This is a genomic window from Vreelandella stevensii S18214 (genome assembly GCF_000275725.1).
Classification (GTDB): domain Bacteria; phylum Pseudomonadota; class Gammaproteobacteria; order Pseudomonadales; family Halomonadaceae; genus Vreelandella; species Vreelandella stevensii.
In genome coordinates, this window is record NZ_AJTS01000047.1 from 87,225 (window position 1) to 108,570 (window position 21,346).

The window sequence follows — 21,346 nt, forward strand, 5'->3', positions numbered from 1 at the left end:
TGCAAAAAAAGCCCCCACCAAGGTGGGGGCGATGCAAGCATTGGAAGTTTTTACCGTTAGGCTGCGCCGATCATTTTGCGCAGCACGTAGTGAAGGATACCACCGTGGCGGTAGTAAGCCAGCTCATTGGCGGTATCAATTCTGCATTTGGCATCAACGGTACGCTCCTGGTCGCCCTGTTTGATGACCACTTTGACCGTGCCGCCTGGGCTCAAGTCGTTTAATCCCGCAATCGAAATCTCTTCGTCACCGGTGAGCCCAAGGCTCGTGCGGCTCTCGCCTTCGGGGAACTGCAGCGGTACGACGCCCATGCCAATCAGGTTGGAACGGTGGATCCGCTCGTAGGATTCGGCAATCACCGCCCGTACGCCCAGCAGCCGGGTTCCCTTGGCTGCCCAGTCCCTGGAAGAACCGGTGCCGTACTCCTTGCCTGCCACCACCACCAGCGGCGTGCCTTCTTCCTTGTACTTCATGGCGGCGTCATAGATCGACATCTGCTCACCACTGGGCACATGGCGCGTTTCACCCCCGACCACGCCGTCCAGCATTTCGTTCTTGATCCGCACGTTGGCAAAAGTGCCGCGCATCATGACTTCATGGTTGCCTCGGCGTGAGCCGTAGGAGTTGAAGTCCACGGGTTTGACGCCGTGCTCCTGCAGGTAGCGGCCAGCAGGGCTGTCGGGCTTGATGGAGCCTGCGGGGGAAATATGGTCGGTGGTGACGGAGTCGCCCAGTATCGCCAGTACCCGAGCACTCTGGATATCTTCGATGGCATCGGGCTCGCGCTGCATGCCTTTGAAGAAGGGTGGGTGCTGAATGTAGGTGGAGGAGGGCCACTCGTAGACGTTGCTTTCCGGCACCTTGATCGACTGCCATGTTTCGTCGCCTTCGAAAACGGCACTGTACTCCTTGCGGAACATCTCGGTGTTGACCTTCTGTACGGCATTGGCGATATCCGCCTGCGAGGGCCAGATGTCTTTCAGGTACACCGGGTTGCCATCGCTGTCTTCCCCAAGCGGGTCGGTGGACAGGTTGCATTGAACGTTGCCTGCCAGTGCATAGGCCACCACCAGCGGCGGTGAAGCCAGCCAGTTGGTTTTGACCAGCGGATGCACGCGGCCTTCGAAGTTGCGGTTACCCGATAGCACGGAGGCGACGGCAAGGTCCCCCTGTTGAATGGCTTTTTCGATGGCGTCGGGCAGCGGACCGGAGTTGCCGATACAAGTGGTGCAGCCGTAGCCCACCAGGTTGAAGCCCAAGGCATCCAGGTCATCGTTCAGTTCGGCAGCGGCCAGGTAGTCGGTGACCACCTTGGAGCCAGGCGCCAGGGACGTCTTGACCCAGGGTTTGGTGGCCAGCCCCTTCTGACGCGCGTTACGTGCCAACAGGCCCGCCGCCATCATGACGCTGGGGTTGGAGGTATTGGTGCAAGAAGTGATGGCCGCGATGACCACGGCGCCGGGGTCCAGGTTGAAGTCCTGCTCACCCATCTTGACCGCTTGGCTATCGTTATGCTGAAACGCGCGTTCGAAGCTCCGGTCGATGCCCACGGCGGTCTGGCCGCCTTCCGAGGAAAGCTTGCCCGTTTCCGTAGCAGGGTAGGACTTGCCATCTTCCTCCATGACGCTGGCGAACGCCTTGGGCATGTTCTTGAGAGAGACGCGATCCTGTGGGCGTTTGGGGCCTGCCAGGCTGGCTTCCACGCTGCTCATGTCGAGGCTGAGGGTATCGGTGAAGATGGGCTCGTCACCGGGCTCACGCCAGAGCCCTTGGGCCTTGCTGTACGCTTCGACCAGCGCGACCAGTTCGTCTTCACGGCCGGTCAGGCGCAGGTAGTTGAGGGTTTCATCGTCCACCGGGAAGAAGCCGCAGGTGGCGCCATACTCGGGGGCCATGTTGGCAATGGTGGCGCGGTCCGCCAGCGGCAGGTCTTTCAGGCCATCTCCGTAGAACTCGACGAACTTGCCGACCACGCCCTTCTTGCGCAGCATCTCGGTGACCGTGAGAACCAGGTCGGTGGCCGTAATGCCTTCCTGCAGCTTGCCGGTCAGCTTGAAGCCGATAACCTCGGGAATCAGCATCGATACCGGCTGGCCCAGCATGGCCGCCTCGGCCTCGATGCCGCCTACCCCCCAGCCCAGTACGCCCAGGCCGTTGATCATGGTGGTATGGGAGTCGGTGCCTACCAGCGTGTCCGGGTAGGCGAAGGTTTTGCCGTCTTCTTGTTTGGTCCAGACGGTGCGGCCCAGGTACTCCAGGTTAACCTGGTGGCAAATGCCGGTGCCGGGCGGCACGACACTGAAGTTGTCGAATGCTTTCTGGCCCCAGCGCAGGAACTCGTAACGCTCGCCGTTACGCTGCATTTCGATATCCACGTTCTCCTGAAAGGCCGTGGGGGTGCCAAACTTGTCGACCATGACCGAGTGGTCGATGACCAGATCGACCGGAGAGAGCGGGTTGATGCGGGCGGGGTCTTCGCCCAGGGACTCGACCGCTGCGCGCATGGAGGCGAGATCCACGACCCCCGGTACGCCGGTGAAGTCCTGCATCAGAACGCGGGCAGGGCGGTAACCGATTTCGCGGCTGGACTGCCCCTCGTTTTGCCAGTCGACCAAGGCTTGCATGTCGGCCTGTTCGACGCTCTCGTCGTCAGCGAAGCGCAGCTGGTTTTCGAGCAGAATCTTGAGCGTCTTGGGCAGCCGGTCGATGTTGCCCAGCGTTTCGGCTGCTTTGGGCAAGCTGTAGTAGTGATACTCCTGGCTTCCTGCCGTCAAGGTATGAAGCGTGCTGGGTATCTTGCTCATTCCATTCTCCTCTCGATCGCTTATGGGTATCGCAACGGTCACTGTCTGGATAGCGCTAATCAATAGTATGGCCCATATAGAGCACATGGGTGTGTCTGGCTCGCCTTTCAAGCTATCCTGGCCTAATAGCGTAGACCAACCCTTGTAATTGCTTGTACTCGACGCCATTTCAGGCAGACTCTTCTGCGAATGTCGGCCCTGCAACGAATGTCGACGACGAACTCTGCTCAATTGTCACAAAGGTGGTGTCATGGAAACGCGTCATGAACGTTTGATCATTCTAGGCTCTGGCCCGGCGGGGTACACGGCAGCCGTTTATGCCGCTCGGGCAAATCTGAAGCCGCTGCTGATTACCGGCATGCAGGCGGGTGGCCAATTGACCACGACGACCGACGTGGACAACTGGCCTGGCGATGCCGAGGGCGTACAAGGGCCTGAGCTGATGGAGCGCATGAAACAGCATGCCGAACGTTTCAACACCGAAGTGCTGTTCGATCATATCCACGAGGTGAGCCTGGGCGAGAAGCCGTTCACCCTGAAGGGCGATAGCGGCGTCTATACCTGCGACGCCCTGATCGTGGCTACCGGCGCCAGCGCTCGCTATCTGGGGCTGCCTTCAGAGCAGCAGTTCATGGGCCAGGGGGTCTCTGCCTGTGCTACCTGCGACGGTTTCTTCTACCGCAATCAGGAAGTGATCGTGGTTGGCGGTGGCAACACGGCGGTCGAAGAAGCGCTCTACCTGTCGAACATTGCCTCCAAGGTCACGCTGGTCCATCGCCGCGATACGCTTCGCGCCGAAAAGATCCTGCAGGACAAGCTGTTCGAGAAGGCGGAGGCAGGCAAGATCGCCTTGGAATGGTTTTACGAGGTGGAAGAAGTGCTGGGCGACAATACCGGCGTCACTGGTGTGCGGGTGAAGTCGACCCAGGACGGCAGCACCAGGGAAATCCACGCGCCTGGGCTGTTCATCGCCATCGGCCACAGCCCCAATACGGGCATTTTCGAAGGCCAGCTGGAAATGAACGGTGGCTACATCAAGGTACAGTCCGGCAGCGAAGGTAACGCCACAGCCACCAGCGTGCCGGGTGTATTTGCCTGCGGCGACGTCATGGACCATATCTATCGCCAGGCCATCACCTCGGCGGGCAGTGGCTGCATGGCAGCACTGGATGCCGAGCGTTACCTGGACGGTATTGCCTGAAGCGGCCATGGCTAGCAGTCGATAGGCGTCTTATCAATACGCAGTCGGCCTAGCTGACTCAGCACTAGCCGCTTGCCCGTTTCACCGGTCGCGCACACGTCGAAGCTGCCGTTATAGCCGCTGGCATGGCCAAGCGGCGTGTAGGTCACTCGCCGCCAGCCGCGGTTATAGGTGGTATAGGTAGTCGATTGGCCTGGAAAGGTACGCAGTACGTGTTCTGGCTCGACGGTATCCGTGGCGCGTCCTTTCACCACCATCAAGGTGTCGTGCCAGCCCGCCGTGCAGGCGTTGCGTTGTGGGTTGGCAGGGCAGACGGTGACCGATGTGCGCTGGGTAATGGCCGTATTACGCGCCAATGCAAACGCCGCCTGTAGCCGCGTTGCTTCGCTGTTGAGCGTGCTGTGATGCCCCAGGGCTTGAAAACCTGGAGCTAGCCAGGCGGCCATGGCGGCCATCAGCAGCAGAGCTACCATCAGTTCGAGGAGCGTAAAGCCTCGCTGAACCGAGCCAGGCCGTGGGTGTGCAGCGGTATCGCATATCATCATGAGACCCTCTGTGTACGGTCATGGGGCTCATCCTAGAGGGCCTTGAGCTCTTTTTATGTAAGCCAAAACGGACAAAGCTTGTGAGCCATATCTTAATTATTGGCGGCGGTGTCATCGGCATGATGACCGCGCTCCAGCTTGCTGATGCAGGGCAGCAGGTCACGTTGGTAGAGCGGGGGCAGTGTGGTCAGGAGGCTTCCTGGGCGGGCGGCGGCATCGTCTCGCCGCTTTACCCTTGGCGCTATGGCGAGCCGGTGTCGAGGCTCTCGCGCTGGTCGGAAGGGGTGTACCCCACGCTGGCGCTGCGGCTGCTGGAAGAAACGGGCATCGACCCCGAGTATCGCCAGAAAGGCCTGCTCTACCTGAACGTGGAAGATGACGAGCAGGCGCTGGCGTGGGCTCGGCAAATGGGCAAGCCGCTCGAACGGGTCGAGGCAGAGGTCGTGCAGCAGAAAGAGCCCGCCGCGCCGGCCTCTGGCGGGAGCGCTCTGTGGATGCCGACGCTGGGTAGCATTCGTAACCCCCGCCTTGGCCAGGCGCTGCGTGCCCGGCTGGCGGCGATGCCGAGCGTCACGCTGGTCGAGCAGTGTCAGGTCACCGGCTTCCTCCAGCGTCAGGGCAAGGTCGTGGGGGTGGCCATGGCGTCGGGCGAGCTGCATGCCGAGCGAGTAGTGGTATGTGGCGGAGCCTGGGCAGCCCAGCTACTGGAAGGCCTGGGTGTCCAGTTGCCCGTTCGGCCCGTGAAAGGGCAGATGATTGCTTATCAGACTCCGCCAGGGCTGGTGCAGCGGGTGGTGCTGAAAGATGGTCGCTATGTGATTCCGCGTAACGATGGTCTGCTGCTGGTGGGCTCGACGCTGGAAGAGGCCGGGTTCGATAAAACCACCGACCAGGACGCCCTGGCGTCGCTGCGCCAGAGTGCTGAAAACATCATTCCTGCGCTGGCCAGGTACCCCGTGGCGTATCACTGGGCGGGGCTGCGTCCGGGCTCCCCGGACGGCATTCCGTTCATCGGGGCGCTGCCGGAATTTCCCAACGTGTTCGTCAATGCAGGGCACTACCGCAATGGGCTGGTACTGGCTCCCGCCTCGACGCATCTGCTGGTCGACCAGCTATTGGACCGTGAGCCGCTGATCGACCCAGCGCCTTACTTGCCGGTGGCGCTACGTCGGGGGTAGCGCATCAAGCATTACCGTCGTCGCGATCACGCTGTTCCAGCAGGAAACGGTCGCGGTGGGCGCTGCAGCAAAACCACTGCTCATGGTCACGCAGTGCCTCGCTTTCCGGCACGTGAACGTCGCACCAGCGGCAGCGCACCATCTGCCCGCCTTCATGGCGAGGAGCGGGGGGCTGCTGCTGGGAAAGGCGGTGCTGGCGATACATGCCGTAGAGTTTCAGGCCTGCATAAAACAGCACCGCAAAAATAATCAGTCGAATGATCAACAGGTTCATCCTCGATAACTCCCATGCCGGGAAAAAGCGGGCCGCACGCCTGTAGCCGTATGGCCTTTGCCAGCAGGCGCACCTTGCGGGACAATGCCCAAAGTGCCATCGTATTCTGAAGATTCTCAAGAGATTTTGACGCCCATGCAAGACTTAACGCTGGTAATGGCCCAACTCGACCCGCTAGTGGGAGATATTCCCGGCAATGCCGCGCGCGCCATCGAGGCCGTGCGTGAGGCGAGGATCGAACATGGGGCGGACATTGTGGTCTTTCCCGAGCTGTTTCTTTCCGGCTACCCGCCGGAAGATCTGCTGCTGAGGCCTTCCATGGAAGCGCGCCTGCGCGAAGCCCGCGCCAAAATGGCCGAGAAGGTGGCCCGAGACGTGCTGGTCATCATTGGTTATCCCGGCGTGCGTGAAGGCAAGTGCTACAACATGGCGGGCGTGCTGTACAACGGCCAGTGGGAAGCGGAATACGCCAAGCAGGCGCTGCCCAACTACCAGGTATTCGATGAGCAGCGCTACTTCACCCCCGGCACCCAGCCGCTGGTCTACGAGCACAAGGGTGCCAAGCTGGGGCTGTTGATCTGTGAGGACTTGTGGGAAGGCTCGCCGGTCAAGGCGGCGCAGGCGGCCGGGGCGGAAGTATTGATCAGCCTGAATGCCTCGCCCTACCACCAGGACAAGCCCACCGAGCGGCTGCGCCTTCTGGAGCAGCGGGCCCAGGACGTTCAACTGCCCATCCTCTATGTCAATACCATTGGCGGCCAGGACGAGCTGGTGTTCGACGGCGGTTCTTGCTGTGTGGATGAGCAGGGCCAGCTCAAGGTGCTGGCCCCTTACTGGCAAGCCGGGCTGATGCCCGTTCAACTGCTGCAAACCAGCGCCGAGCGTTGGGAGCCCCAGGCTGGAGAGATCGAGCCGGAGGTCATGCCGGAAGAGAGCCTTTACTGTGCGCTGGTCACCGGACTACGTGACTACGTCAATAAAAGCGGCTTCAAAGGCGTGGTGCTGGGGCTTTCCGGCGGTATCGACTCCGCCTTGTCGCTGGCGATTGCGGTGGATGCGCTAGGGCCGCAGCGCGTGCAGGCGGTCATGATGCCTTACCACTACACCGCCGACATCTCCAAACAGGACGCCGCCGAGCAGGCCACGTTGCTGGGGGTGCATTACGATGTGATGCCCATCGAGCCCATGGTAGAAGCCTTCATGACGACCCTGGCGGATAGCTTTGCGGGCACCGAGCGCGATACCACCGAGGAAAACCTGCAGTCGCGCTGCCGAGGCGTGCTGCTGATGGCCATTTCCAACAAGAAGGGCCTGATGGTGCTGACCACCGGCAACAAGAGCGAAATGGCCGTGGGCTATGCCACGCTCTATGGCGACATGGTGGGCGGCTACAACGCCATCAAGGATGTCTACAAGACCTGGGTCTACCGCTTGGCACGTTGGCGTAACACCCAGTCGCTGGCCATTCCAGAGCGGGTCATCGAGCGTCCGCCCAGCGCAGAGCTGGCGCCTGACCAGCAGGATAGCGATTCCCTGCCGGATTACGATGTGCTGGACGCGATTCTGGTGCGCTACATCGAAGGGGACATGAGCGCCGAAGCCATCATTGCGGCGGGTTACGACGAGGACGATGTCTACAAAGTGGTGAAGCTGGTGGACCGCTGCGAGTACAAGCGTCGCCAGGCTCCGGTAGGCGTACGGGTCACGCCGCGTGGTTTCGGGCGTGACCGTCGTTACCCCATCGTCAATGGCTGGCAGCCAGGCGAGTAGCGCCTGCTGCCAGCAGCGGCCAGCCCTGGGCCCGTTGTCGTCACTGCGGCTTGTAAGACATTGACCGCGTCCTGAATGCCGCGATCAATGTTCACTAACAGGTCATTTAGTTGCGGCCGCCGTTGTATTTAGGCACGAAGCGGCTGCCTTGAAGTTGCTCGTGATCGGGCGCATTTTCACGCAGCACGGCCAGGACTTCGCTGGCGCGATCTTGCATGCCCATGCCTTGGTAACCTTCTACCATGGTGGCCAGAGCATCCCGCGTGGCGTTGGATTCCGGATAGTTTTCAACGACCCAGCGACCGCGCTCGATGGCCGCGAGGAAGGCGCCACGACGCAGGTAGTAGTCGGCGACATGCAGCTCATGGCGAGCCAGCAGCTCACGCAGGTAGACGATACGTTGCTGGGCATCTGGGGCGTATTGGCTTTGCGGATAGCGTTGAATCAGCTCGCGGAAGTCGTTGTAGGCATCCCGTGAGGCGCCCAGGTCGCGCTTGGAAATATCGATCAGGCGCAGGCGTTCCAGGCTGAAGCGTCCTGCTTGCCAGGCGGACAGCCCGCGCAGGTAATAGGCGTAATCCACTTGCGGGTGGTCAGGGTGCAGGCGAATGAATCGGCTGGCTGCCGCGCGGGCCTCTTCCCAGTTACTGTTCTCGTAGTAGGCGTAGATCAGTTCGAGCTGGGCTTGTTCGGCATGAGGGCCAAATGGGTAGCGGGTGTCCAGGGCTTCCAGGCGCTCGATGGCGATAGGGTAGCGATTGCTGTCGAGGGCCGTACGGGCCAGCTCATACAGCTCGCGCTCTTGAACACCGGCAAGCTCGTCTTCGTCTTCCGGAGTGGTGTCATTGCTGGCACAGCCTGCTAACAGGGCAAGACTCAGGGCCAGGGCGCCAAAGCGGTTGGCAGCGGAAAAAACGCGCATCATCATCCTCGTTGCAAACAAGCCTCAATCACCGAAAAGCGACGATGGCCATAAGTAGAAATGGTAGAATAGGTCGCAGTCAGCCCACTATAAAACACCTGAGCGCAAAACGCAGGCTTGGCGATACTTTGCTGTAAGGGGTTAGCGGTGTCGTATCATCCAGAAGTAGGCGTGTTTGTGTCATAAAGAGGTCATTCATGTCTCGAATTGTGGAAGCCACGCAGCGCGTCCCCGCCACCCTGGCGGGCGCACGCTTGGACCAGGCCGCCGCGGAGTTGTTCAGCGATTATTCCCGCGAGCGCTTGAAAGCGTGGATCAATGCGGGAGAGCTTACGGTCGATGGGGCCAAGGCCAAGCCCAAGGCCAAGCTGCACGGTCACGAAGTGTTGGCGCTCCACGCCACCATCGAAGAAGACACTCGCTTTGCGCCCCAGGACATCGCCCTGGACATCGTTTATGAAGACGACGACGTCATGGTGGTCAACAAGCCTGCGGGAATGGTGGTACACCCTGCCGCAGGCAATCCCGATGGCACGCTGCTCAATGCGCTGCTGTTCCATCACCCTTCGCTGGCAGAAGTGCCCCGAGCGGGCATCGTCCATCGGCTGGACAAGGACACCACTGGCCTGATGATGGTGGCCAAGACCCTGCCCGCGCAAACGGCGCTGGTGGAGCAGCTTCAGGCGCGGACCGTGTCACGCCAGTACGATGCGGTCGTGCTCGGCAAGCCGGTGTCGGGCAGCACGATCGATGCCCCCATTGGTCGGCACCCGAAGGACCGCAAGCGCCAGGCCGTGACCGCCTCGGGCAAGCCTGCGGTGACGCATTTTCGTGTCGTCGAGCGGTTCCGCGCGCACACCCACGTGCGCTGCCAGTTGGAAACCGGGCGTACTCACCAGATACGCGTACACATGTCTCATGCGCGTTTTCCGCTGGTGGGCGACCCGCTGTACAGCGGTCGCGCCAAGCTACCGCCGGGGGCAGCCGGGCCATTGAAGGAGATTCTGCGTGAATTTCCCCGTCAGGCGCTGCATGCGCGCCAGTTGAGCTTCGTCCACCCCGTCAGTGGAGAAACGCTGACCTTCAAGGCGGAGCTGCCTGACGATTTGCTGATGCTGCTGGATTATCTGCGTGAAGATAGCGAGACCATGCGATGAGCGATGCCATAGACCTGCGCCCCACGCTGCTGCGCCCTGATTGGGCGGCGCCTGCCAGCGTGCAGGCTTTTGTGACCACCCGCGAGACAGGCCCCAGCCAGAACGACTTCGCGGCGTTCAACCCGGCGGCCCACGTGGGCGACAACGCCGACCACGTGGCGCTTTGTCGTCGGCTGCTGCACAAGGAAATCGGCGATAGCCGTCCGCTGCTGTGGCTCAATCAAACCCACGGGGCACGGGTGCAGCAGGAGTATCAGGAAGGCGTGCCAGAAGCCGATGCCTCGGTGGCCAGCAGCAGCGACTATGCCTGTGTGGTACTCACCGCCGACTGCCTGCCGGTGCTGTTCTGCAATCGGCAGGGTACCCAGGTGGCGGCGGCCCACGCCGGGTGGCGCGGGCTGGCCGGTGGCGTGCTGGAAGCCACGGTGGCAGCGATGAACTGCGACCCCGAAGACATTCTGGTGTGGCTTGGCCCGGCGATCTCCAATGCCCAGTTCGAGGTGGGCCCGGAAGTGTACGGCACCTTCGTGGCCATCCAGCCCGACACCGCAGAAGCCTTCGATCATAGCCCTTATCGCCTGGGCCATTACATGGCCGACCTGTACCGCCTGGCGCGCTTTCGCCTGGAGGCGTTGGGCATCCATCAGATCAGCGGTGGTCACTTCTGTACGGCCTGCGAATCGCGCTTTTACTCTTATCGGCGGGATAACGGCAACACCGGCCGCATGGCAAGCGTGATCTGGATCAAGTGAGCAGTCGGGCAGCGGCTGGTTAATATCGCACGCCTCTTGAAATGGCCATAACTGCCGCCATGTTACTTGTCAAGCTAATCGTCTTTAGCACGTTCAACGACAGGTTATCAGGGTGCGCCGTGGGTCGAAACGCACGGCACCCCCCCCAGGAGGCACTCCATGCGATTCGATAAATTTACTGCCAAGTTGCAGGCCGCCATTGCCGAGGCTCAATCCCTCGCCGTGGGGCGTGGCCACAATCAACTCGACCCTGCCCATTTGCTGCTGGCGTTGCTCGACACGCGCGATACCGGCATCAAGGCGCTGATCGAAAAAGCCGAAGGCAGCGGTTCCCGGCTGCGCGACGGCTTGCAGCGCCAACTGGAAGACTTGCCCAAAGTCAGCCAGTTCGACGGCGAGGTCCAGCCTTCTCGGGAATTCGTCAAACTGATGAACCTGACCGACCGCGAAGCGCAAAAGCGCGGCGATCAGTTCATTGCCTCCGAGCTGGTGCTGCTGGCAGCGCTGGAAATGAACGGTGCCATCACCAAACTGCTCAAAGAGGCCGGGCTGACGCGCAAAAGTCTCGAGGCGGCCATCGACAGCCTGCGTGGGGGCTCCCGCGTTGACGACCCCAACGCCGAAGATCAGCGTGAAGCGCTGAACAAATATACCCTCGATCTGACCCAGCGAGCGCTGGAAGGCAAGCTCGACCCAGTGATCGGTCGTGACGACGAAATTCGTCGCACCATCCAGGTGTTGCAGCGCCGCACCAAGAACAACCCTGTACTGATCGGTGAGCCGGGCGTGGGCAAGACCGCGATCGTCGAAGGCCTGGCCCAGCGTATCGTCAATGGGGAAGTGCCCGAAGGCCTGAAGGAAAAGCGTGTGCTCTCGCTGGATATGGGGGCGTTGCTGGCGGGCGCGAAATTCCGCGGGGAATTCGAAGAACGGCTGAAAGCCGTGCTCAAGGAGCTCTCCCAGGAAGAAGGTCGGGTGATCCTGTTCATCGACGAGCTGCATACCATGGTGGGCGCAGGCAAGGCGGAAGGCGCCATGGACGCTGGCAACATGCTCAAGCCGGCGTTGGCCCGAGGCGAGCTGCACTGTGTCGGGGCCACCACGCTGGATGAGTACCGTCAGTACATCGAAAAAGACGCGGCCCTGGAGCGGCGCTTCCAGAAAGTGCTGGTGGACGAGCCCTCGGAAGCGGATACCGTGGCCATTCTGCGCGGCTTGAAGGAGCGTTACGAAGTTCACCACGGTGTCGATATCACCGACTCGGCCATCATCGCGGCGGCCAAACTCTCGACCCGTTATATCACCGACCGCCAGCTGCCGGACAAGGCCATCGACCTGATCGACGAGGCTGCATCGCGCATCCGTATGGAGCTGGACTCCAAACCGGAGGAGATGGACCGTCTCGACCGCCGTCTGATCCAGCTCAAGATGGAGCGGGAGGCGCTCAAGAAAGAGACCGACGACGCCACGAAAAAGCGTCTGGAAGCCCTCAATCAGCACATCCATGAGCTGGAGCGCGAGTACGCCGACCTGGATGAAATCTGGAAGGCGGAAAAGGCCAGCATCCAGGGTGCAGCGCAGTTCAAGGCCGAGCTGGAGCAAGCGCGTATCGACCTCGAACAGGCGCGCCGCCAGGGGGATCTTGGGCGCATGTCGGAGCTGCAGTACGGCAAGATTCCCGCGCTGGAGAAAAAGATCAGCGAAGCGGGTGAGGGTGAAGCCGATACCACCAGCCATCAGCTGCTGCGCTCCAACGTGACGGAAGAGGAGATTGCCGAAGTCGTGTCCCGCTGGACCGGCATCCCGGTGTCCAAAATGCTCGAAGGCGAGCGTGACAAGCTGCTGCGCATGGAAGATGCCCTGCACGAACGGGTCATCGGTCAGCACGAAGCCGTGGAAGCAGTGGCCAACGCGGTGCGGCGTTCCCGGGCGGGTCTCTCCGACCCCAACCGCCCCAACGGCTCGTTCCTGTTTCTGGGCCCCACCGGGGTGGGCAAGACCGAGCTGTGCAAGTCGCTGGCCAATTTCCTGTTCGATACCGAAGAGGCCATGGTGCGCATCGATATGTCCGAGTTCATGGAGAAGCACTCCGTGGCCCGTCTCATTGGCGCACCGCCTGGCTACGTCGGCTATGAAGAGGGCGGTTATCTGACCGAAGCGGTGCGCCGCAAGCCGTACTCGGTGCTGCTGCTGGATGAGGTGGAAAAAGCCCACCCGGATGTGTTCAACATCCTGCTCCAGGTGCTGGAAGATGGGCGCTTGACCGATGGTCAGGGGCGTACCGTTGACTTCCGCAATACGGTCATCGTCATGACCTCCAACCTGGGCTCGGACATCATCCAGCGCATGGGAGGCGACACCAGCAGTGACGACGGCAGCGACTACGAGCTGATGAAACAGGCAGTCATGGAAGTAGTGGGCAATCACTTCCGCCCTGAGTTGATCAACCGTATCGATGAAGTGGTGGTATTCCATGCCCTTGGCCAGGAGCAGATTCAAGCGATTGCCGGTATTCAACTGGAGCGCCTGAAGGCTCGCCTGGCAGAGCACGACCTGAGCCTGGAAATCAGTGACGACGCCATGGCGCAGTTGGCGGTGGTTGGCTTCGACCCCGTATTTGGCGCACGGCCGCTGAAACGTGCCATCCAGAGCCGCATCGAAAACCCGCTGGCGCAGGATCTGCTGGCTGGCAAGTACGCCCCGGGCGATACCATTCGCATCAGCGCGGGTGAAGGCAAGCTGATCTTTGGCTGATCCCGGAAGGGCTTGCTGCGCAATCAAATAGGGCGAATGCCCCGTCAGTGACGCTGGCGGGGCATTTTTTTGCAGCGACTGCGACCTTTGTTGCGTTTGCTCGGATAGGTGGTTGACACGCCAAGGGCGCTAATGGAATCTTGTGGGTTCCTGATTTGCGGGCGCGGAACCAACGGGCAATCCCTCATCACCGCGCGAAGGGTAGGCTCACGCCTCTACCCGCCGAAGGACTTCCGGGCTCGGGCTAACCGCCTGACCTGGCCAACGCCCCGACACGGCAAACCGCCGTGTAAGGGAGGCACGTGTCAAGCTCGCCACGTCCAGACAGGCCATGGTGACCAGCAACGCGTGCTCCCGATGAGAGTGCAGGCCCTAACCGGGCCATATTGCCAGGGTTTGGCATCAGGTGCCGGCATGGGCCGGCAGCGGCATACCGCCGCACTCGACCCCGCAGGATGTCCTGCGGATCGCACTCGAGACCTCCAGGGGAGAAATACAGTGGAACTGCTTTCCGGCGCAGACATGATCGCCCGCTTCTTGCAAGATGAGGGCGTAGAGTACATCTATGGTTATCCTGGCGGTGCGGCACTGCATATTTACGATGCGCTGTTCCGCCAGGACAAAGTGAAGCACATCCTCGTGCGTCACGAGCAAGCGGCCACCCACGCGGCTGACGGCTATGCCCGTGCCTCCGGCAAGCCCGGCGTGGTGCTGGTGACGTCCGGCCCCGGTGCGACCAACGCAGTCACGGGTATCGCGACTGCCTACATGGACTCCATTCCCATGGTCGTGCTGTGCGGTCAGGTCATGAGCCACCTGATTGGTGACGACGCCTTCCAGGAAACCGATATCGTCGGCGTGACCCGGCCCATCGTGAAGCACAGCTTCTCGATTCGTCACCCCTCTGAAATCCCGGAAGTGCTGAAAAAGGCCTTCTACCTGGCCTCTACCGGTCGCCCTGGCCCCGTGGTCGTCGATATTCCCAAGGACATGACCGCGCCCACCGAGCGCTACGAGTACGTGTACCCGAAGAAGGTCAAACTGCGCTCCTACAATCCGGTGACCCGTGGGCATACCGGGCAAATCAAGAAAGCCGTCGAGATGATGCTGAAGGCCAAGCGCCCGGTGTTCTACACCGGCGGTGGTGTGGTCACCGGCAAGGCCAGCGAAGGCTTGACCGATCTGGTGAAGCAGCTTGGTTACCCGATCACCACCACGCTGATGGGCATTGGCGCTTACCCGCAAAGCGACCGCCAGTGCCTGGGCTGGCTGGGCATGCACGGCTCGTATGAGTCCAACATGGCCATGCACCACGCGGACCTGATCATTGCCATCGGTGCACGTTTCGACGACCGCGTGACCAACAACACGTCGAAATTCTGCCCCACGGCCAAGATCATCCATGTGGACGTCGATCCCAGCTCGGTCTCCAAGACCGTGCGTGCCGACGTGCCCATCGTTGGTCCAGCCGCCAGCGTCATCAACGAGATGATCAGCCTGGTGCAGGGGAGCGAGATTGCCCACCCCGAAGCGTTGACCGACTGGTGGCAGAAGATCGATGGCTGGCGCGCCGAGCGAGAAGGCAAACTCTATGAGCCCTCCAGGCCCGGCGAGGCGCTGAAGCCCCAGGAAGTCATCGAGGCACTGTGCCGCGTCACTCGGGGCGAAGCGTACGTCACCACCGACGTGGGCCAGCACCAGATGTTTGCCGCGCAGTACTACAAGTTCGACAAGCCCAACCGCCTGATTACCTCCGGTGGCCTGGGCACCATGGGCTTCGGCTTTCCGGCCGCCATGGGCATCAAGCAGAACTTCCCCGAAGACGACGTGGTATGTGTCACGGGGGAAGGCAGCTTCCAGATGATGATGCAGGAGCTTTCCACCTGTAAGCAGTACGGGGTGGGGGTCAAGATCGTCAACCTGAACAACGCGTCGCTGGGGATGGTGCGCCAGTGGCAGGACTTGAACTACAAATCCCGCCATGCGCACTCCTACATGGAGTCGTTGCCCGACTTCCATATGCTGATCGAAGCTTACGGGTTTACCGCCATCACGGTCACTACCCTGGATGAGCTTGAGCCAGCGCTGGAGCGTGCCTTTGCCAACAAGCATGAGCTGGTATTCCTGGACGTGAAGGTCGACCCCTTTGAGCACGTTTACCCGATGCAAGTGCCGTTAGGCGCGATGCGTGACATGCTGCTGTCCAAAACGGAGCGTACCTGATGCGTCATATCATCTCGATTCTGATGGAAAACGAACCGGGTGCGCTGTCACGTGTAGTCGGGTTGTTCTCTCAGCGTAACTTCAACATCGAAACGCTGAACGTAGCACCGACGGAAGACCCGTCGCTGTCACGCTTGACGGTCACCACCATCGGTGACGACCGGGTGATCGAGCAGATCACCAAGCACCTCAACAAGCTGATCGACGTGGTGAAGCTGGTCGACCTGACCGAAGGTAACCACATCGAGCGGGAGTTGATGCTGGTGAAGGTCAAGGCGCTGGGCGCTGCCCGCGATGAAGTGAAGCGTACCGTGGATATCTTTCGCGCCCAGGTCGTGGACGTGACACCGAGTCTCTACACCGTTCAGATCACCGGCGATGCCTCCAAGCTGGATGCTTTCCTGCAGGCCATGGCGCCGGTGGGCATTCTGGAAGTGGCGCGCACGGGCGTCTCCGGCATTGCCCGCGGTGACAAGGTGCTGTCGCTCTGATCGCGCGTTAGCACCCACCCAAAACCGCCCTTCGCCGGGCGGTTTTTTTTGTTTTTGGGTGGTGCCAGGCGGATGCCGCTAGCGAGGTGCCACCGTGGTCCAGAAAGCATCGATCATGGGATTCTGCAGCCGCCGGTTCAGCACGCACAGGCCAACATCGTAGTGGGGCAGCTCGGGCTTGACGTTGAGTACCTGTACACGCTCTGCCAGCGGGCTGTTGTCCAGCACGATACGCGGCACCACACCGACCCCAAACCCTAGCCCCACCATGCTGACGATGGCCTCATGCCCTGCCACCTGGGCATAGATGCGGGGCGCAATGCCCATGGCCTTGAACCAGGTATTGGCGTACTCCCGCGACAGGCCCGCCTCCGACAGAATCATGGGCACATGCCGCCACTGTTCGGCGGTCGAGCTTTCCGGATGGCTAGGCAGCCAGGCATGGGTTTCCGTCGGGGCGATGAACAACAGCGGCGAACGGGTGAGCGACTTGAACGCCAGGGCGCTGGGAGGAATGCGAGGCCTGGGCGTAATGGCCATGTCATCGGCCCCTTCCAGTACGCGGTTCATGGCGTCTGCCGGGTCACCCGTATGCAGCTTGAGCTCGATACCGGGGTGGCGTACCCGCACATCGCTCAACAGCTCATACAAAAAGCTGTAGCTGGCGGTGACCGAGCAGTAGATGCTGATTTCCCCGCTGAGCTGTGTCGCGCTGGTGGCCAGCGTGCGCTTTTGGGTTTCCCACTGCTCCAGCGTCTCCTTGGCGTAGCGCAGGAAAGCGATCCCTTGTGGGGTCAGCGTGACATGCCGGTTGTCACGTTCGAACAGCCGGGTGCCCAGTTCGCTCTCCACCTGCTGAATCGAGCGGCTCAAGGTGGAAGGGCTGATATGGCACAGCTCGCTGGCGCGCCCGAAATGCAGCGTATCCGCCAGAGTGACCATGTGCTTGAGAAGACGAAAATCCATGGGGTCGATGCCCTGAGTGTGATTTCATTTTATGAAATAGTATGTTGCAAATATAGCGTTTTACGCAATGGTGCTGCTGACGTAGAGTGACCTCAACGCCGAATCCCAGTGCTGCACTAGACGGCACGGGTGGCCATCAACGCTGACACATACACGATAACGATCTGATTCAACCGATTTCTGGAGTCTCGCCATGCACGTTTACTACGATAAAGATTGCGACCTTTCCCTCATTCAGGCCAAGAAAGTCACCATCGTCGGCTACGGTTCTCAGGGTCATGCCCACGCCAACAACCTGAAAGAGTCGGGTGTCGATGTCACCGTAGCGCTGCGCAAAGGCTCCTCGTCTGCGGCGAAAGCAGAAGCAGCAGGCTTGAAAGTCGCCAGCGTACCAGAAGCGTGCAAGACCGCTGACGTCGTCATGATTCTGGCGCCGGACGAAAACCAGAAAGCCATCTACGAGCAGGAAGTCGAGCCGAATCTGAAAGAAGGCGCGACCCTGGCGTTTGCCCACGGTTTCAACATCCACTACAACCAGATCGAGCCGCGTAAAGACCTCGACGTGATCATGATCGCGCCGAAAGCGCCGGGCCACACCGTACGCTCCGAGTTCGTCAAGGGTGGCGGTATTCCCGACCTGATCGCGATCCACCAGGACGCCTCTGGCAACGCCAAAGAGCTGGCGCTCTCTTACGCTGCAGGCGTTGGCGGTGGCCGCAGCGGTATCATCGAGACGACCTTCAAGGATGAAACCGAAACGGACCTGTTCGGCGAGCAGGCGGTCCTTTGCGGTGGTGCGGTCGAGCTGGTGAAGGCCGGTTTCGAAACCCTGACCGAAGCAGGTTACGCACCGGAAATGGCCTACTTCGAGTGTCTGCACGAACTCAAGCTGATCGTCGACCTGATGTACGAAGGCGGCATTGCCAACATGAACTACTCCATCTCCAACAATGCCGAGTATGGCGAGTACGTGACCGGCCCTGAGGTCATCAACGACGAGTCCCGTGCCGCGATGCGCAATGCACTCAAGCGCATCCAGACCGGTGAGTACGCCAAGATGTTCATCCAGGAAGGCAACACCAACTATCCTTCCATGACTGCACGCCGTCGTCTGAATGCCGAGCACGAAATCGAGCAGGTGGGTGCCAAGCTGCGCGGCATGATGCCGTGGATTGCTGCCAACCAGCTGGTCGACAAGTCCAAAAACTGATCGATCACCGTTATGAAAACGCCCCGAAGCGCCTATGCGTGCTGCGGGGCGTTTTGCATTCCGGCTGTCAGGACTGGTCGGCAAGGGTTCACCGTGTAGAATGAGAAGGGTTACTTGTGAACGTGACTTCACTCTAAATGGATGACACTTATGACTCAGGATGCTCGCGACCCAGAGCAGGAATCGCTCCCTTCGTCCGCTGCAGATACGGACAGCGCGGCTACTCCTTCGTCGAAGGAAGAGGAAATCGTGCGGAACGAGGATCTTGCCGCTGCCTTTCTTCGTGAAACCGAAGTCGTGGAGGAGGCCGTCGAAAACGGCAAGAAAATTCGCCGCAAGGGCATCTACCTGCTGCCCAACCTGTTTACCACGTCGGCACTGTTTTCTGGTTTCTTTGCCGTGGTGGCCGGGATCAATGGCGAGTTCACGTCGGCAGCGGTGGCCATTTTCATCGCCATGGTGCTGGATGGCCTGGATGGTCGCGTGGCGCGCATGACCAATACGCAAAGCGCTTTCGGGGCCGAGTACGACAGCCTGTCGGACATGATCTCGTTCGGCATGGCGCCTGCCCTGGTCGCCTTTACCTGGATACTGCAAGATATCGGCAAGACCGGCTGGGTGGTGGCCTTTCTCTATGTGGCGTGTGCTGCCCTGCGCCTGGCCCGCTTCAACGTACAGATCGGCAGCGTCGACAAAAAGTGGTTTATCGGCTTGCCCAGCCCTTCGGCTGCGGCGCTGGTCGCCGCCAGCGTGTGGACATTCCACAGCTTCGACGCCGATGCCTTCGGCTTCAAGCTGCTGATGCTGGTGGTGGTGGGCGCGGCGGGTATTCTCATGGTGAGCAATATCCGCTACTACAGCTTCAAGGATTTGGACTTCAAGAAGCCCGTGCCCTTCGTGGTGCTGCTGGCGGTGGTGCTTGGATTCGTAATGATCTCGGTACAGCCCTCGGTCATGTTGCTGTTGCTGTTTGGTGCCTACGTCTGCTCAGGGCCGGTGCTGGCCGTCATGCGCAAGGTCAAGGCCAAGCACTGAGCTGAAATTATTTTAAAAAGCCCTTGCCAACCCGGCAGCGAATCCGTAAAGTACGCATCCGCTGCCGGGGACGCCAAGCGTTACCAGCGGTGAAGAAGGTTGAAAAACTTTCGGTTTGTCAGGAAGTTGGCGTCATCTGCTGGTTGGATTGATCGCTCACTTCACTCGCTGAAAACAGCCCTTGACAAACACCGCGGAATGCGTAGAATACGCCTTCCTCGCTGAGGCAACACGGTTCAGGTCACCGAGCCAGTCACAGCGAAATGATGACAGTGGTATCGCTCTTTAACAATTTGATCAGGTAATTCATGTGGGCGCTTGCCGATGAGGGTGAATCATCACCCAATATCAAGGCAAGCGAACACCAGGATACTCTTCGGAGTATCGCAGTGAATTCGTTTGAACCTTGAGCCAAGTTTGATCCGCTTTTGTTGTCTTCGGCTAGTCCTGAGATGGCGAGTAAGGATCGCATTGATCTTAAACTGAAGAGTTTGATCATGGCTCAGATTGAACGCTGGCGGCAGGCCTAACACATGCAAGTCGAGCGGTAACAGGGGGTGCTTGCACCCCGCTGACGAGCGGCGGACGGGTGAGTAATGCATAGGAATCTGCCCGATAGTGGGGGATAACCTGGGGAAACCCAGGCTAATACCGCATACGTCCTACGGGAGAAAGGGGGCTCCGGCTCCCGCTATCGGATGAGCCTATGTCGGATTAGCTGGTTGGTGAGGTAAAGGCTCACCAAGGCGACGATCCGTAGCTGGTCTGAGAGGATGATCAGCCACATCGGGACTGAGACACGGCCCGAACTCCTACGGGAGGCAGCAGTGGGGAATATTGGACAATGGGGGGAACCCTGATCCAGCCATGCCGCGTGTGTGAAGAAGGCCCTCGGGTTGTAAAGCACTTTCAGTGAGGAAGAACGCCTGGTGGTTAATACCCATCAGGAAAGACATCACTCACAGAAGAAGCACCGGCTAACTCCGTGCCAGCAGCCGCGGTAATACGGAGGGTGCGAGCGTTAATCGGAATTACTGGGCGTAAAGCGCGCGTAGGTGGCTTGATAAGCCGGTTGTGAAAGCCCCGGGCTCAACCTGGGAACGGCATCCGGAACTGTCAAGCTAGAGTGCAGGAGAGGAAGGTAGAATTCCCGGTGTAGCGGTGAAATGCGTAGAGATCGGGAGGAATACCAGTGGCGAAGGCGGCCTTCTGGACTGACACTGACACTGAGGTGCGAAAGCGTGGGTAGCAAACAGGATTAGATACCCTGGTAGTCCACGCCGTAAACGATGTCGACCAGCCGTTGGGTGCCTAGCGCACTTTGTGGCGAAGTTAACGCGATAAGTCGACCGCCTGGGGAGTACGGCCGCAAGGTTAAAACTCAAATGAATTGACGGGGGCCCGCACAAGCGGTGGAGCATGTGGTTTAATTCGATGCAACGCGAAGAACCTTACCTACTCTTGACATCCTGCGAACTTGTGAGAGATCACTTGGTGCCTTCGGGAACGCAGAGACAGGTGCTGCATGGCTGTCGTCAGCTCGTGTTGTGAAATGTTGGGTTAAGTCCCGTAACGAGCGCAACCCTTGTCCTTATTTGCCAGCGCGTAAAGGCGGGAACTCTAAGGAGACTGCCGGTGACAAACCGGAGGAAGGTGGGGACGACGTCAAGTCATCATGGCCCTTACGAGTAGGGCTACACACGTGCTACAATGGTCGGTACAAAGGGTTGCCAACTCGCGAGAGTGAGCCAATCCCGAAAAGCCGATCTCAGTCCGGATCGGAGTCTGCAACTCGACTCCGTGAAGTCGGAATCGCTAGTAATCGTGGATCAGAATGCCACGGTGAATACGTTCCCGGGCCTTGTACACACCGCCCGTCACACCATGGGAGTGGACTGCACCAGAAGTGGTTAGCCTAACGCAAGAGGGCGATCACCACGGTGTGGTTCATGACTGGGGTGAAGTCGTAACAAGGTAGCCGTAGGGGAACCTGCGGCTGGATCACCTCCTTAAACGATGTCTTCCCCTCGCGGCAAGCGCTCACAATGAATTACCTGATCAGAA

Annotated in this window: 15 protein-coding genes and 1 rRNA gene; 11 read left to right on the plus strand and 5 right to left on the minus strand. The window is 60.2% G+C overall.

Annotated features, from left to right (window positions below; all coding sequences use genetic code 11):
• Positions 1-56: 56 nt before the first annotated feature.
• On the minus strand, positions 57-2,804 hold the full coding sequence (gene acnA / locus HSS18214_RS0114705; RefSeq protein WP_016916040.1) for an aconitate hydratase AcnA: 2,748 nt from the start codon (positions 2,802-2,804) through the stop codon (positions 57-59).
• 250 nt (positions 2,805-3,054) lie between these two features.
• On the opposite strand from acnA, the gene trxB reads away from it, so the two are divergent.
• Positions 3,055-4,005, plus strand: a complete 951-nt coding sequence (gene trxB / locus HSS18214_RS0114710; RefSeq protein WP_016916041.1) for a thioredoxin-disulfide reductase — start codon at positions 3,055-3,057, stop codon at positions 4,003-4,005.
• Positions 4,006-4,016: 11 nt separating this feature from the next.
• On the opposite strand, the gene HSS18214_RS0114715 is transcribed toward trxB, so the two are convergent.
• A complete protein-coding gene (locus HSS18214_RS0114715) occupies positions 4,017-4,550 on the minus strand; it encodes a GspH/FimT family protein (protein WP_016916042.1) in 534 nt (177 codons plus the stop codon).
• A gap of 80 nt (positions 4,551-4,630) precedes the next feature.
• Between HSS18214_RS0114715 and thiO the strand changes: the two genes are divergently transcribed.
• Positions 4,631-5,728 (plus strand): glycine oxidase ThiO, encoded by a 1,098-nt coding sequence (gene thiO, locus HSS18214_RS0114720; RefSeq protein ID WP_016916043.1) that lies wholly within the window; start codon positions 4,631-4,633, stop codon positions 5,726-5,728.
• 4 nt (positions 5,729-5,732) lie between these two features.
• Here the strand turns inward: thiO and HSS18214_RS0114725 are convergent, their stop codons facing one another.
• Positions 5,733-6,002: a PP0621 family protein gene (locus HSS18214_RS0114725; RefSeq protein WP_016916044.1), complete on the minus strand. Its 270-nt coding sequence runs from the start codon at positions 6,000-6,002 to the stop codon at positions 5,733-5,735.
• 135 nt (positions 6,003-6,137) lie between these two features.
• On the opposite strand from HSS18214_RS0114725, the gene HSS18214_RS0114730 reads away from it, so the two are divergent.
• Positions 6,138-7,772: an NAD+ synthase gene (locus tag HSS18214_RS0114730; protein ID WP_016916045.1), complete on the plus strand. Its 1,635-nt coding sequence runs from the start codon at positions 6,138-6,140 to the stop codon at positions 7,770-7,772.
• A 106-nt stretch (positions 7,773-7,878) separates the two neighbouring features.
• Here HSS18214_RS0114730 and HSS18214_RS0114735 read toward each other — a convergent pair whose 3' ends face one another.
• The gene (locus tag HSS18214_RS0114735) at positions 7,879-8,694 is read right to left on the minus strand and encodes an outer membrane protein assembly factor BamD (RefSeq protein WP_016916046.1); all 816 of its coding nucleotides are present in this window, start codon (positions 8,692-8,694) and stop codon (positions 7,879-7,881) included.
• A gap of 197 nt (positions 8,695-8,891) precedes the next feature.
• Between HSS18214_RS0114735 and rluD the strand changes: the two genes are divergently transcribed.
• The 5 genes from rluD to ilvN all read left to right on the plus strand — a co-directional run bounded on the left by rluD (position 8,892) and on the right by ilvN (position 16,071).
• On the plus strand, positions 8,892-9,851 hold the full coding sequence (gene rluD / locus HSS18214_RS0114740; protein WP_016916047.1) for a 23S rRNA pseudouridine(1911/1915/1917) synthase RluD: 960 nt from the start codon (positions 8,892-8,894) through the stop codon (positions 9,849-9,851).
• The gene (gene pgeF, locus HSS18214_RS0114745) at positions 9,848-10,603 is read left to right on the plus strand and encodes a peptidoglycan editing factor PgeF (protein ID WP_016916048.1); all 756 of its coding nucleotides are present in this window, start codon (positions 9,848-9,850) and stop codon (positions 10,601-10,603) included. The genes rluD and pgeF overlap by 4 nt, the downstream gene beginning before the upstream one ends.
• 159 nt (positions 10,604-10,762) lie before the next feature.
• On the plus strand, positions 10,763-13,357 hold the full coding sequence (gene clpB, locus HSS18214_RS0114750) for an ATP-dependent chaperone ClpB (protein ID WP_016916049.1): 2,595 nt from the start codon (positions 10,763-10,765) through the stop codon (positions 13,355-13,357).
• 498 nt (positions 13,358-13,855) lie between these two features.
• Positions 13,856-15,580 (plus strand): acetolactate synthase 3 large subunit, encoded by a 1,725-nt coding sequence (locus HSS18214_RS0114755; RefSeq protein ID WP_016916050.1) that lies wholly within the window; start codon positions 13,856-13,858, stop codon positions 15,578-15,580.
• Complete coding sequence (ilvN, locus tag HSS18214_RS0114760) at positions 15,580-16,071, plus strand: acetolactate synthase small subunit (protein ID WP_016916051.1); 492 nt, start codon at positions 15,580-15,582, stop codon at positions 16,069-16,071. The genes HSS18214_RS0114755 and ilvN overlap by 1 nt, the downstream gene beginning before the upstream one ends.
• Positions 16,072-16,149: 78 nt before the next feature.
• On the opposite strand, the gene ilvY is transcribed toward ilvN, so the two are convergent.
• Positions 16,150-17,037 (minus strand): HTH-type transcriptional activator IlvY, encoded by an 888-nt coding sequence (gene ilvY / locus HSS18214_RS0114765; protein ID WP_016916052.1) that lies wholly within the window; start codon positions 17,035-17,037, stop codon positions 16,150-16,152.
• Between the two features lie 193 nt (positions 17,038-17,230).
• On the opposite strand from ilvY, the gene ilvC reads away from it, so the two are divergent.
• From ilvC to HSS18214_RS0114780, 3 genes are all read left to right on the plus strand, one after another.
• Positions 17,231-18,247 carry a ketol-acid reductoisomerase gene (ilvC, locus tag HSS18214_RS0114770; RefSeq protein WP_016916053.1) on the plus strand — a complete coding sequence of 339 codons (1,017 nt, stop codon included), beginning with the start codon at positions 17,231-17,233 and terminating at the stop codon, positions 18,245-18,247.
• A 150-nt stretch (positions 18,248-18,397) separates the two neighbouring features.
• Positions 18,398-19,282 (plus strand): CDP-diacylglycerol--serine O-phosphatidyltransferase, encoded by an 885-nt coding sequence (gene pssA, locus HSS18214_RS0114775; protein WP_016916054.1) that lies wholly within the window; start codon positions 18,398-18,400, stop codon positions 19,280-19,282.
• Positions 19,283-19,761: 479 nt separating this feature from the next.
• Positions 19,762-21,294 (plus strand): 16S ribosomal RNA (locus HSS18214_RS0114780).
• The last annotated feature ends 52 nt before the right edge of the window (positions 21,295-21,346 follow it).

What these genes read in the sequence shown, in the direction of transcription:
- ilvY (WP_016916052.1), bottom strand. Translation starts at nt 17,037, where the DNA reads ATGGATTTTCGTCTTCTCAAGCACATGGTCACTCTGGCGGATACGCTG.
- trxB (WP_016916041.1), top strand. Translation starts at nt 3,055, where the DNA reads ATGGAAACGCGTCATGAACGTTTGATCATTCTAGGCTCTGGCCCGGCG.
- ilvC (WP_016916053.1), top strand. Translation starts at nt 17,231, where the DNA reads ATGCACGTTTACTACGATAAAGATTGCGACCTTTCCCTCATTCAGGCC.
- HSS18214_RS0114730 (WP_016916045.1), top strand. Translation starts at nt 6,138, where the DNA reads ATGCAAGACTTAACGCTGGTAATGGCCCAACTCGACCCGCTAGTGGGA.
- clpB (WP_016916049.1), top strand. Translation starts at nt 10,763, where the DNA reads ATGCGATTCGATAAATTTACTGCCAAGTTGCAGGCCGCCATTGCCGAG.
- acnA (WP_016916040.1), bottom strand. Translation starts at nt 2,804, where the DNA reads ATGAGCAAGATACCCAGCACGCTTCATACCTTGACGGCAGGAAGCCAG.
- HSS18214_RS0114735 (WP_016916046.1), bottom strand. Translation starts at nt 8,694, where the DNA reads ATGCGCGTTTTTTCCGCTGCCAACCGCTTTGGCGCCCTGGCCCTGAGT.
- pssA (WP_016916054.1), top strand. Translation starts at nt 18,398, where the DNA reads ATGACTCAGGATGCTCGCGACCCAGAGCAGGAATCGCTCCCTTCGTCC.
- HSS18214_RS0114725 (WP_016916044.1), bottom strand. Translation starts at nt 6,002, where the DNA reads ATGAACCTGTTGATCATTCGACTGATTATTTTTGCGGTGCTGTTTTAT.
- HSS18214_RS0114715 (WP_016916042.1), bottom strand. Translation starts at nt 4,550, where the DNA reads ATGATGATATGCGATACCGCTGCACACCCACGGCCTGGCTCGGTTCAG.
- pgeF (WP_016916048.1), top strand. Translation starts at nt 9,848, where the DNA reads ATGAGCGATGCCATAGACCTGCGCCCCACGCTGCTGCGCCCTGATTGG.
- rluD (WP_016916047.1), top strand. Translation starts at nt 8,892, where the DNA reads ATGTCTCGAATTGTGGAAGCCACGCAGCGCGTCCCCGCCACCCTGGCG.
- ilvN (WP_016916051.1), top strand. Translation starts at nt 15,580, where the DNA reads ATGCGTCATATCATCTCGATTCTGATGGAAAACGAACCGGGTGCGCTG.